Source organism: Bacillus sp. 05T21 (assembly GCF_056396785.1).
The window spans coordinates 346,440-358,802 of sequence record NZ_JBFTMD010000002.1; the positions used below are offsets into that span (position 1 = coordinate 346,440).

Consider the following 12,363-nt stretch of genomic DNA (forward strand, 5'->3'; position numbering starts at 1 on the left):
TCTCTATTTTGCATATGTGACCAACACATAACATATTGCTCCAAGGCTAATAAAAGGTCCAAACGGAATTGGAGTTCTTATTTTTATACGCTTTAGCGCTATACCTATTCCGAAAAAACAAAGACTAAAGCAGGATGCTAAAAATAAAGTTATAAAAACCCCTTTCACTCCGACTATACATCCGAGTAACGAAAGTAATTTTACATCACCTCCGCCAAGACCATCTGGATAAATCTTTTGCATGCAATATAACAAAATGAATATAGTTCCACTGCCAGCTAAACTATCTATCCAAGTAACTAACGGTACAAAAATACATTCTAAAATAAGCAAAAGCGCAAACCAAATTAAAATACGATTAGGTATTAGCATATATACTAAATCTGTAACTGAAATAATTAGAAGTAACGAAAAAAGCGATAAAATGATGATGAGCTCTCGTTCCATTCCAATTACATATACAGTAAGAAAAAATAAACTGCCTGTAACAAATTCAAATACTATGTACAAACTTGAGATTTTCCTTTTACAATTCGTACAACGCCCTTTTTGTATACAAAATGAAATGATTGGAATAAGTTCTTTCGGCTGTAACGTATACTTGCAGTAATGACAGTACGAACGCGGTGTAATAATAGATTCCCCTACTGGGACTCTCATCGCAATCACCATAAAAAAAGAACCAAACACCATACCTATTAACAATGCATATAAATAAGTGAACATCCCTTCCTCTCCTTTCCAAAAGAACATAACAAAAAAAGGAGAGAACTTCTACTTCATATTATCTTTATTCTATTAAAAAAGCAGGCCGTTTTCCGGCCTGCTTTCCCCTATTTTATACGATGAAATATACTGCTTTTAATGGCCCGTGTACTCCGACAACAAGATTCATTTCAATATCCGCAGAGTTACTTGGTCCTGTAATAAAGTTAATACAAGATGCGACTGCTTCACCTTTTTCCACACGTGAGTTCATATGTTGAACTGCTTGTGTAATACGCGGTACAAGTGTTTCACGTGGAATAATAGCAAAGTATACAGTCGGTAAAAAGTGTAAAGAACGCCCTTGTCCTTTATGACTTTGTACAACAATCGTACCAGATTCAGCTAAAGTATAATCACTAAATGCAATACCGATATTCGCTTTTTCCGCTATACGCATATTCTCTTCTTTTTTCTCAGGATCCCATACATTTACCTCAACATTTTGCTTTGGAAGCTCTTCTTTAAATAAAGAAGTCAATCCATAGGAATCAAAACGTTCATCTGCTGATAATATAATAGGTCCTCCGCCGTTTTCAACGATTACTTTTTGAATATCTTCACGTAAGCGGTCGTTTGTCGTTTCCACAACAGTTGTATGAATGTTTGTACATTGCTTTTTAAATACTTCTAACAATTCTTCTTGTGAATAATCTTTTAACGTTTCTACATTCACATTACTTTTCCATGCTGGACGTTCTACGCCTTCTGTTTTACGCGCGCGCCCAAGTTCTTTTGCGATATTATCTAGAAAGGACTCACGGTTTTGAATTAATCCTGTCATTATTTGTCCCCGCCTTTCTTATGATCTTTATACCAATCACGGAATCGTTCTTTACTTGGAGCTGGGAATTCACGAATATCCGTCCAGTTTTTAAGTGGTCCAACACCTTTTGATACACGGTTACCAGATGTAAATGGACTCATTGCTGCCGGTGCCATTTTCGATCCCATTTTATATAAAGCTGCTGAAGAAGCACCCATACTAAACATTTTCATTGCTAATTTTTCTGCAAGTGGGGCACGACCTTCTTGCTCAACGATGACTTGACGATGTTTTAATAATAAATCATGTAATGGAATTTTTACTGGACAAGCTTCTGTACATGCTCCGCATAAACTAGATGCATAAGGAAGCTCTTTGTAATCGTCATAACCACCTAAAAGTGGTGTTAATACCGCACCGATTGGTCCTGAATAAATAGATCCATACGAATGTCCACCAACGTGACGATATACGGGACATACGTTAACACAAGCGGCACAACGAATACATTGCAATATTGAACGGAATTCCGATCCAAGAATTTGAGAGCGGCCATTATCAACAACGACTAAATGAAACTCTTCTGGTCCATCTACCTCTTCCTCTTGAATTGGTCCTGCTACTGTTACATAACTTGTTAATTTTTGACCTACCGCACTACGACATAGTAAACCAACTAAAACATCTAATTCTTCCATTGTCGGAACCATACGTTCCATACCCATTACTGCAATTTGTGTTTTCGGAATCGACATGACAAGATCGGCATTACCTTCGTTCGTCACTAAACAAAGAGAGCCAGTATTTGCAACAGCGAAGTTACAACCTGTCACACCAATTTCTGCATCCATAAATTTCTCACGAAGTTGTTTACGAACAAACTTTGTCATTTCGTATGGATCATCAGAATTTTCATATCCAAGTTTTTCTTTAAATACATCACGAATTTGCGTTCTGTTTTTATGAAGTGCAGGCGCAATAATATGTGATGGTGGATCGTTATCTACTTGCAAGATATACTCTCCTAAGTCACTCTCTAACACTTCACAACCAATCTCTTCAAGGGCATGATTCATACTAATTTCTTCAGTTACCATTGATTTTGATTTTACAACTTTCTTCGCTTGTTTCTTTTTTGCAACGTCTTGAATATACTTTGCTGCATCCTCTTTCGTTTTCGCAAAGTAAACGTGACCGCCTCTTTTTGATACATTTTCACTTAGCTGCATTAAATAATAATCAAGATTTTCTAACGTATGTTGACGAATTTGTTCACCTAGTTCACGCCACTCTTCCCAGTTTCCCAACTCGTCAGCTGCTTTTAATCGATTTGTATATAAACGCGTTTGTGCAGAAGATACCGCTCCGCGCATAAACGAATCTTGAATTCCATCGCCAACGCGATCATTAAATTTTTTCTCACTGATTTTCATAGACATAGCTTATGTTCCCCCTTCATGAGCGACTATTCAAGACCTCAGCAATATGCATTACTTTTACTTCTTTTCCTAAACGCTCAATACGTCCGCCAATGTTTAACAAACACCCACAATCTGCACCGATTAAATAATCAGCACCTGTTTCCATTACACTATCTACTTTTTCATCTACCATTTGCTCAGAAATTGGARTCATCTTAACTGAAAACGTTCCCCCAAACCCACAACAATTTTGCACGTTCGGCAGTTCTCTCACAATTAATCCTTTTACGCTTGATAATAAAATTCCTGGTGCCTCTTTTACTCCAAGCAGGCGTGTCATATGACAAGATTTATGAATAGTAGCTATCCCTGGTAAACTTGCACCAACATCTGTAACTTTTAAAACATCTACAATAAATTGTGTAAATTCATATGTTTTATCAGCAACCTTTTGTGCACGTTTAGCCCACTTCGGATCATCTTTAAAAACATGCGGATACTCATGAAACATTGTCGCACAAGATCCAGATGGCGTAACGATATATTCTGCATCTTCGAAAGTTTCAATCATATGTTTCATCGCTTCTTTTGCTGCTTCTACATGGCCGCTATTATAAGCAGGCTGACCACAACAAACTTGTGCTTCTGGAAATTCAATTTCACAACCTAAACGCTCCAATACTTCAACTGTTGCTTTACCGACGTTTGTTTCAAACATATCGACTAAACAAGTAACAAATAAAGTAACTCTCATAACTATAATTCCCCCTCATTACAACTCCGCCAAAAATCATATGGTCATCAGATGACTAAGATTAGAAGAAGTAGGCTCAACCATGGCCTATCCTCTCCCCCTTCTAAAGAAAACGCTTACTTAATCTCTCTATTTTATCAGAAAATTAGATTTTTAAAAGATTAAATTACGAATTTATATCGCTTTTACCTGTGACAATATGTTCTACATTTGTTAAATGATCTAGCATCGCTTGCTGCGCTAATTCCACATCTTGCTTTAACACCGCATCATATATAGATTGATGCTCTTCTAAAAGTCGTTCTGATGTTGTTTGTTCACCATATAAAATAATGCGTCTTGATTCACCAATCGTTTCAGCAATCATCTCTGAAACATGATTCATGAGCTCAAGCAAGATGTTATTATGCGAAGATTCTGCAATTCCCATATGAAAATGAAAGTCTGCTTTTTCGCCAGCCTTCTCATCTCCAATGCTCTTTGCCATTTCATCTAACCACTGCTTCATATTTTGCAAATTAGCTTCCGTACGTTTTGCTGCTGCCGCTCGAACTGCCCCCACTTCGAGCACCTTCCGTACTTCTAATAAATTCAAAATATCCTCTTTCTTCATTAATAACTTGTTATTTAGTGATTTTGTTAATGAAGAAGGATCGAAATTCCTTACATATGTACCTTCCCCTTGTTTCATTTCAATTAAGCCCATTGCTCTTAGCGCACTTAGCGCTTCACGAACAGCAGATCTGCCAACTTGAAACTGCTCAGCTAATTGATGAACAGGAAGTAGTTTGTCACCAGGTTTTAACGTACCATTTTTAATCATTGTTAAAATAGCTTCAGATACTTCTTCGTAAATTTTTTTCGGTTTAATAGATTTGTACTCCAGTTAAATCACCTCAGTATCTTCCAAACAACAATTGTAACGTTTTATAAGAACTTAGCATCCATAACTATTTTAGAACGAATTAGTAAGAAGTACAAATGTTTTGTTCATAAAATAGTCAAATTTTTGATATTTGTTTGATATTAATTAATACATTTACGCGTAACTATTTAGCTTCAATATGAAGAGCATATTCCAAAAGTTAGAATATGCTCTCCTCATCTTGTGCTTTTAATTTAATACTAACTGTCGTGCCCTTACCTTTTTCACTTTCTATTCTCCACTCACCGTCATGTATATGAACAATTTGCCTTACAATTGCAAGACCTAAACCTGTTCCACCGTGTTGACGACTTCTCGCTTTATCTACTCGGTAAAAGCGTTCCCCCAGATTTTCTAAATGCTCTCTATCAATACCTATTCCTGTATCTTTTATGTGCAATTCACAATAATCATCGATTTGCTTTAATGTTATTATGATATCCCCGCTTTGATTTGTATAACGTATCGCATTATCTAATACATTATGAAGTACTTGTTGCATACGATCCTCATCAATCATTACGATAATTTCAGGATTTAAATTCGTTGAAATACGAAGGGTTTTTTCTACAAACTGTAACTCGTACGTATTTAGTACATCTTCAATAAGCTGTGAAAAAACGATAGGTTGTTTCTTTAGGGGAAAGTGTTCACCTTCTAGCTGCGCTAGATCTAATAAATCATGAACGAGGCGCTGCATGCGACCTGCTTCTTTATGAATAAGTTGCGTTACTTTTTCCTGCTGCGGCCCCTTCGCTACACCGTCTAAAATAGCTTCACTATATCCTTTAATATAACTAAGCGGTGTTCTAAGTTCATGCGAAACATTAGCTAAAAATTCCTTACGCTTTACATCTTCTGTTTCTAAGGAATTTGCCATTTTATTAAAGGCTTTTCCCAATCGTCCAATTTCATCTTCTGAAGAAATTGTAATCCGCTCTGAGAAATCTCCAGTAGCCAAATGATTTGCAACTCGTTCCATTTGCGAAAGCGGTCTCGTAATGGCGATAATAATTTTTCTACCAATCCATATTGTAATTAAAATCATTGCAAGTGCTAACGGCGCTAAAATAAGACCCATATCAAATATTAAGTCTTTTATACTTTTTAAAGGAATATAAGAGTATACAATACCAACTAATTTTTTATTATCTAAAACAGGGATGACAACACCCATAATATTACGATCAAAATGTTCTTCATACCCTATCTTTGTCACAGTTTTCCCATCTAATAGTGCCTGTCTATCCCCTTCACTTATAAGAGAATGATGGTGAACATCAAAAGGCAAACATGCGCTTAAATCACGCGGATTGTATACGAAAAGGACATCTGAACTAGATATTTGATCATATGCCCTTACTTTCTCTTCAAAAGTGGATACTCCTTCGCTCTTATCATATTGCGTGGCAAGACGTTTCCCTTCCATTACTAATGAATCTTTTAAATTATCAACGTATAACTTTTCATATGAGTATAAAGATACAAAATAAAGAAAGGAAACTGTTACACATACTGCACATACTACTGTAAGCCAAAGCTTTTGTACCATCGTAAACATACGTTACACCTCAAATTTATAACCTACACCCCAAACGGTTTGAATGTAGTTTCCACTTTCTCCTAGCTTTAGACGCATCGTTTTCACATGCGTATCTACCGTTCTTGTACTTCCTGCATAATCATATCCCCACACCTTTTCAAGCAATTGTTCCCGGCTAAATACTTGTCCATTATGTTGGCAAAGAAAATATAGTAAATCGAACTCTTTTACCGTAAGAGGAATCGTCTCACCATTCGTCTCGACCCTCCTACTTTTTTCATTAATAAGAATCGGTCCAAATTGAATCTCTTCTTGCTGTTCTTGCTTTGTATATCGTCTTAAAACAGCTTCCATACGAGCAATTAGTTCCCCGGGACTAAATGGCTTTACAATATAATCATCTGCTCCCATACGTAAGCCGTTCACCCTATTCCACTCTTCACCTTTTGCTGTTAAAAATATAATAGGTACATCCGACGTTTTTCGAATCTCTTTACAAACTGAAAGCCCATCCATCTCAGGCATCATAATATCTAGTACAACGAAATCGTAATGATCCGTCTCTAATTTTCGAAGTGCCTCTTTTCCATTTTCAGCTTCTCCCCACTCGTATCCGAAGTTATCTAAGTACATTCCGACAAGTTGCCTCATATCACTTTCGTCATCTACGACTAGCACGTTATATTTACTCATTGTCCTTCCCCTTCTCTCTCTATGAGTTGAAACGGTCCTTTTCCGACTTTAATTGTTTGTTTTATTTTCATATTCTTCATATCCATTACGCATACTTCATCGCTATCATAACTAGCTACATATCCTTCTGCCCCGCTTTTCAAAAATGCAAATGGATTAGATCCTACTTCTGCAAATCCTACCTCTTGATACGTACTTGCATCAAACTTTCTAAGCGTATTTGAACCGTGACTTAGCGCATATACATACTTATCATCCTTTGTTATATTCACAGGCATAAACGGAGCATGTAAAGAACGCATCATCTCTCCGCTTTGTAAAGAATACACTAATACTTTCTCATTCACTTGACTTCCATCACCATGTCCACCAATCCATATTTCTTTCCCATCAGCGCTAACCGTTGCTCCTGTTGATGCTGGTGGAATCATAAAGGACTGTATCACTTCTTTTTTCTTTGTATCAATGGTCGTTAGTTTCGTATCATAAAAGTTGAGTACTGATAACTGGTTATGATGCTCTACCATCGTTATCGGCCCTTTTCCTGTTGAAACACTCCCTGTCTCTTTTCCTTTTATCGTAAAGAACCTTACCTTTTGTTCATTTTGATCGGCAGCAAATAATTGTTTTCCATCATCTGATGCGATAACATTAGCAATTCCTTTTCCAGTCTTATATTTGTCCACTTGTCTTCCTTCTGCTAGTGAATATACATACATATATTCTAATTGCTTACCATAAACAAGTATTTCTTCGCCATTTGGAAGTAGCGTCCCCCCCGCAATCGGCTCATTTAATTCCCATGTTGTTAATAGCTTCTTTGTTTTTTTATCAATAAAACTAATACTACCTTCCTTTATATTCATTGTTATAATAACACTTTTATCTTTAGCAATCGGTGTATACGAACTTCCTTGACACCCTACTAATAGAAATAAAAAACAGAGAAGAAAAACATACTTTCTCAAAAGATTCCCTCCATCTTCGGATGATTTCGTTATAATTGTAAAGTAACAAATAAATGTGTGGAAAATGTGAAATCTTCCTTTATTAATAAACTTACATATATAATGTACAACAAATAGAATTTGAGGTGTGCAAATTATGCTTTTTCCTGATTTAGCGAATAAAATTGTACGTGAAGTACGCAGATTAATTACTGAAAACATTATTATTATTAATATACAAGGCGTTATTATCGCAAGTACAGATGCGGAAAGAATCGGTCAATTTCATGAAGGTGCACTCCGCTGTGCGAAACAAAAAAAAACTGTCATTATTACAAAAGATGATGAACGACGACTACAAGGTGTAAAAGCTGGGATGAATCTTCCTTTACTATTCCATGACGAAGTAATCGGCGTGATTGGAATTACAGGAGAACCTGAAAATATTTCACAATACGGAGAAATATTACGTAAGATGACCGAATTATTAATTCATGAAAACTACTTTTTAGAACAACTAGAACTTGAGCACCGTTCTTATGAAGCATTTGTCTTTGATTGGCTTCAAAATACAGACTGGTCTCCAAGTTTTCTCGATCGTGCAAAAACGCTTGGCATTGATTTATATAAGAAGAAACAACTTATTTTATTATCAATCGCCCAAGATAATACGATGCTCCAGCGTAAAATTTGGCAACATATGCGCAACATTTTAGCAAAAGAAAATTTATTTGTTCGCTGGGGAAATGATCGGTTTATTTTGTTTACAACAATCCAATCCAAAGAGCAAACCTTTCAATTTTTAAAACGGTTAAAACAAGACTGTGAAACTTTATTTTCTATTACTTTATATATCGGGATTGGACAAACAGTTACGCCAAGCAATATGAACTTATCGTACGAACAAGCATTACGCGCCCTTTCAGTATCACTTGAAACGAAAAAAATTGTATTTAATGAAGATTTACGTTTAGAAATGTGCTTACAAGATATTTCTACTGAAACTCGAGAACAGTTTCTAGAGCGTACCATTGAAAACTTAGTATCATCTCCTGAGCTTATGCACACTTTACGTTTATTTATCGATTATAACCAATCTTATAAGCAGACAGCTGAGCAATTACATATACACATTAACACATTGCATTACAGGCTAAAAAAGATTGAAGAACATACAGGACTTGACCCGAAACAATTCAAAGATTTAAATGTTTTATACTTCGCACTCCTCTTATTAGATAATCACACAAAAAATAACGATAAAATAGATTAATCTTTAGATGATTGTACATAGAAAGAATCTCCCAACTTTTTTATCATTATAATGAAAGCACTGTTACAACGTTTTTTATTATGACGAAATACGTTAACAGTTTGAGGGGGATTCCAATGTTAGAAAAGCAAATTATTGATTCATTCGTATCTATTGTTGGCGAAGATAATGTAGATACATCCAATATGGGGCGTTTAACTTATAGTTATGATGCCACTCCAAACTTCCAAGCGATGCCTGATGCAGTCATTGCTCCTCGTAATACAAATGAAGTAGCTGAAGTGTTAAAAGTATGTAACGCTCACAAAATCCCTGTGTATGTTCGTGGTTCTGGAACAAACCTTTGTGCAGGAACTTGTCCACTAGAAGGCGGTATCGTCCTTATTTTCCGCCATATGAACAATATTTTAGAAATTGATGAAGAGAATTTAACAATTACCGTACAAGCTGGTGTCATTACACTTGATATTATTAAAGCAGTAGAAGAAAAAGGTTTATTTTATCCACCAGATCCAAGCTCTATGAAAATTTCTACAATCGGCGGTAACATTAATGAAAACTCCGGCGGATTACGTGGTTTAAAATATGGCGTAACACGTGATTATGTAATGGGGCTTAAAATTGTTTTACCGAACGGCGATATCATTCGCACTGGCGGTAAATTAGCAAAAGATGTAGCTGGTTATGATTTAACTCGTTTATTTATTGGTTCTGAAGGAACACTTGGTGTTGTTACGGAAGCTATATTAAAACTTGTCCCTATGCCTGAAACGAAGAAAACGATGCTTGCGCTATATGAAGATATTAACGAAGCTGCTCGAGCTGTTTCTGCTATTATTGCAAATAAAATCATTCCTGCGACACTTGAGTTTTTAGATCAACCGACAATTGAAGTTGTAGAAGAGTTTGCACAAATCGGTTTACCAACTGATGTCAAAGCAATTTTATTAATTGAACAAGATGGCCCGCCCGAGGTTGTCAATCGAGATATTGAAAAAATGGCTAACGTTTGCCGTGCTATGAATGCGGTCGATGTTCGCATTGCAAAAGATGAAGCCGAAGCAGATGCGCTTCGTACAGCACGCCGTAGTGCACTATCAGCACTTGCAAGACTAAAACCGACAACAATATTAGAAGATGCAACTGTACCACGTTCACAAATCGCTCCAATGGTTGAAGCAATTAATGCAATTGCAAAGAAATATAATATTCCTATTTGTACTTTTGGTCATGCTGGTGATGGCAATTTGCATCCAACTTGTATGACAGATGCCCGTAATGAAGAAGAAATGCATCGTGCCGAACAAGCTTTTGCTGAAATATTTGCGAAAGCGATTGAGCTTGGTGGTACGATTACTGGTGAACATGGTGTTGGCGCAATGAAAGCTCCGTATTTAGAAATGAAATTAGGTAAAGAAGGTATTGCTGCTATGCAAGGGATTAAACAAGCCTTCGACCCAAACAACATTATGAATCCTGGAAAGATGTTCGCGAAAGACTCTCGTAAAAGAGTGGTGGTTGAGCGATGACCACATTAAATAAAGAAAACATTCAAAAGGAATTTAAAGAACGATTAAGTGAAGATGAACTACTAAACTGTATGCGATGCGGCTTTTGTTTACCAACTTGCCCTACTTACATTCAATCTGGGTATAAAGAATCACATTCCCCACGCGGACGTATCGCCTTAATGAAAGCCGTCGCTGATGGTTTAATTGAGCCGGATGAAGATGTTGAAGATACATTAAATGTTTGCCTTGGCTGCCGCGCTTGTGAACCTGTTTGTCCATCTGGTGTGAATTATGGACATTTATTAGAAGAAGCTCGTGATATTATTAATCAAAATAAAAAGTTCTCCATGCCCGTGAGAGCTGTTCGTAAAGTTGTTTTTGAAGGACTATTCCCGCATCAAAACCGAATGCGAACATTAACAGGACTAATCGGATTTTACCAGCGTTCTGGTTTACAAACGCTAACACATAAAACAGGTATTATGAAGTTATTCCCTGAAACACTTGCAACGATGGACCTCGTTTTGCCAAAAGTCCCTAAAATGAAAGCAATGAAAGATCGTCCTGAATTTTTACCTGCTGAGGTGGCAAAGAAGAAACAAGTTGCATTCTTCACAGGCTGTTTAATGGATACGATGTTTTTAGAAACAAATAACGCAACGATGAAACTTCTTCAACTTGCTGGTTGTGATATCGTTATTCCGAAAACACAAAGTTGTTGCGGAGCATTACACGGACATGCTGGTGAAAAAAGTGGAGCAAAAGAATTAGCGAAGCGAAATATAGAAGCATTCGAAGATTTAAACATCGACTATATTATTACGAATGCAGGTGGTTGCGGAGCTTACCTCGTAGACTATGATTATCTGTTAAAAGATGATCCCAAATGGGCTGAACGTGCAAAGCAATTTGTTTCTAAAATTAAAGATATTACTGCCATACTAGTAGAACTAGATTTCCATAAACGTAATGACTTACGACTCACGCCGCAAATCATTACGTATCAAGACTCTTGTCATTTACGCAATGTTATGCGAACATCTTCGGAACCTCGTACATTACTAGAAGCCATTCAAGGCGCAACATACCGCGAAATGAAAGATGCGGACCGTTGCTGTGGTTCTGCTGGTATTTACAATATTGTTCATTCAGAGTTATCAATGGAATTTCTAGATTACAAAATGGACCGTGTGCATGAAACAGAGGCAGCGACAATTGTTACTGCAAATCCTGGATGTCTATTACAAATGAAACTAGGTATTGAACGAGAAGATCTTTCTCATAAAATGAGAGGAATTCACATTGTAGATCTATTATTAGAAGCAATTGAAACCAACTCGTAACATACGTAATAATAGGAAAACAGCTATCTCCTTCGTCTATGTAAAGAGATAGCCGCTTTTTTGTCTGCTACAACATTAAAAATATGTTACTTTATTATAAAAAAGAACAACAGAAACATTACAGTTTTGTAAAAATACATCCAGTATATTCCTCAAAAAAATGCTAAAATCATTGATACAATAGGATTCTTCATTTTTAATATAGGTACATTTATCCAAAAACCCCCTCTTAAAATCAAGTATAAAAATGCTAAAAATTCCTTTTATACTCTATGTTTCTCTTATTTCATCCCTTTCCTCCTCTTAGGATAAATTAGGAAAATTTTAAGTCTATGAATTTTTTTCCATCTTTTTTCTCGCAAATTGTATGCTACGATGAATTGGTCAGTCAGACAGGCTGTCAAAAACAAATCGTGTGAAAA

11 protein-coding genes are annotated in these 12,363 nt (G+C 36.3%); 3 read left to right on the plus strand and 8 right to left on the minus strand.

Annotated elements, in window-relative coordinates:
- Positions 1-3: 3 nt before the first annotated feature.
- The 8 genes from AC1DKZ_RS06745 to AC1DKZ_RS06780 form a co-directional block, all read right to left on the minus strand.
- Complete coding sequence (locus AC1DKZ_RS06745) at positions 4-726, minus strand: prepilin peptidase (protein WP_242309976.1); 723 nt, start codon at positions 724-726, stop codon at positions 4-6.
- Positions 727-838: 112 nt separating this feature from the next.
- Complete coding sequence (locus tag AC1DKZ_RS06750; RefSeq protein WP_002126142.1) at positions 839-1,549, minus strand: LutC/YkgG family protein; 711 nt, start codon at positions 1,547-1,549, stop codon at positions 839-841.
- On the minus strand, positions 1,549-2,970 hold the full coding sequence (locus AC1DKZ_RS06755; RefSeq protein ID WP_002011586.1) for a LutB/LldF family L-lactate oxidation iron-sulfur protein: 1,422 nt from the start codon (positions 2,968-2,970) through the stop codon (positions 1,549-1,551). The genes AC1DKZ_RS06750 and AC1DKZ_RS06755 overlap by 1 nt, the downstream gene beginning before the upstream one ends.
- 16 nt (positions 2,971-2,986) lie before the next feature.
- A complete protein-coding gene (locus AC1DKZ_RS06760; protein ID WP_476995835.1) occupies positions 2,987-3,706 on the minus strand; it encodes a (Fe-S)-binding protein in 720 nt (239 codons plus the stop codon).
- A 166-nt stretch (positions 3,707-3,872) separates the two neighbouring features.
- Entirely contained in the window at positions 3,873-4,562 is a 690-nt protein-coding gene (locus tag AC1DKZ_RS06765) for a FadR/GntR family transcriptional regulator (protein ID WP_201053587.1), read from the minus strand.
- A 229-nt stretch (positions 4,563-4,791) separates the two neighbouring features.
- Positions 4,792-6,192, minus strand: coding sequence for a sensor histidine kinase (locus AC1DKZ_RS06770; RefSeq protein ID WP_476995836.1), 1,401 nt, complete (start codon positions 6,190-6,192; stop codon positions 4,792-4,794).
- Between the two features lie 3 nt (positions 6,193-6,195).
- Complete coding sequence (locus AC1DKZ_RS06775; protein WP_002126137.1) at positions 6,196-6,867, minus strand: response regulator transcription factor; 672 nt, start codon at positions 6,865-6,867, stop codon at positions 6,196-6,198.
- A complete protein-coding gene (locus AC1DKZ_RS06780) occupies positions 6,864-7,835 on the minus strand; it encodes a YncE family protein (protein ID WP_476995837.1) in 972 nt (323 codons plus the stop codon). Before AC1DKZ_RS06780 ends, AC1DKZ_RS06775 begins: the two co-directional genes overlap by 4 nt.
- 136 nt (positions 7,836-7,971) lie before the next feature.
- Between AC1DKZ_RS06780 and AC1DKZ_RS06785 the strand changes: the two genes are divergently transcribed.
- The 3 genes from AC1DKZ_RS06785 (at position 7,972) to AC1DKZ_RS06795 (ending at position 11,941) form a co-directional block, all read left to right on the plus strand.
- Positions 7,972-9,087 (plus strand): CdaR family transcriptional regulator, encoded by a 1,116-nt coding sequence (locus AC1DKZ_RS06785; protein ID WP_002140915.1) that lies wholly within the window; start codon positions 7,972-7,974, stop codon positions 9,085-9,087.
- Between the two features lie 116 nt (positions 9,088-9,203).
- Entirely contained in the window at positions 9,204-10,616 is a 1,413-nt protein-coding gene (gene glcD, locus AC1DKZ_RS06790; RefSeq protein WP_404445718.1) for a glycolate oxidase subunit GlcD, read from the plus strand.
- Complete coding sequence (locus AC1DKZ_RS06795; RefSeq protein ID WP_476995838.1) at positions 10,613-11,941, plus strand: (Fe-S)-binding protein; 1,329 nt, start codon at positions 10,613-10,615, stop codon at positions 11,939-11,941. The genes glcD and AC1DKZ_RS06795 overlap by 4 nt, the downstream gene beginning before the upstream one ends.
- Positions 11,942-12,363 lie beyond the last annotated feature (422 nt).

Excerpts from the sequence above, each read along its gene's own strand:
- AC1DKZ_RS06745 (WP_242309976.1), bottom strand. The coding sequence starts at position 726 with ATGTTCACTTATTTATATGCATTGTTAATAGGTATGGTGTTTGGTTCT.
- AC1DKZ_RS06750 (WP_002126142.1), bottom strand. The coding sequence starts at position 1,549 with ATGACAGGATTAATTCAAAACCGTGAGTCCTTTCTAGATAATATCGCA.
- AC1DKZ_RS06755 (WP_002011586.1), bottom strand. The coding sequence starts at position 2,970 with ATGTCTATGAAAATCAGTGAGAAAAAATTTAATGATCGCGTTGGCGAT.
- AC1DKZ_RS06770 (WP_476995836.1), bottom strand. The coding sequence starts at position 6,192 with ATGTTTACGATGGTACAAAAGCTTTGGCTTACAGTAGTATGTGCAGTA.
- AC1DKZ_RS06775 (WP_002126137.1), bottom strand. The coding sequence starts at position 6,867 with ATGAGTAAATATAACGTGCTAGTCGTAGATGACGAAAGTGATATGAGG.
- AC1DKZ_RS06785 (WP_002140915.1), top strand. The coding sequence starts at position 7,972 with ATGCTTTTTCCTGATTTAGCGAATAAAATTGTACGTGAAGTACGCAGA.
- glcD (WP_404445718.1), top strand. The coding sequence starts at position 9,204 with ATGTTAGAAAAGCAAATTATTGATTCATTCGTATCTATTGTTGGCGAA.
- AC1DKZ_RS06795 (WP_476995838.1), top strand. The coding sequence starts at position 10,613 with ATGACCACATTAAATAAAGAAAACATTCAAAAGGAATTTAAAGAACGA.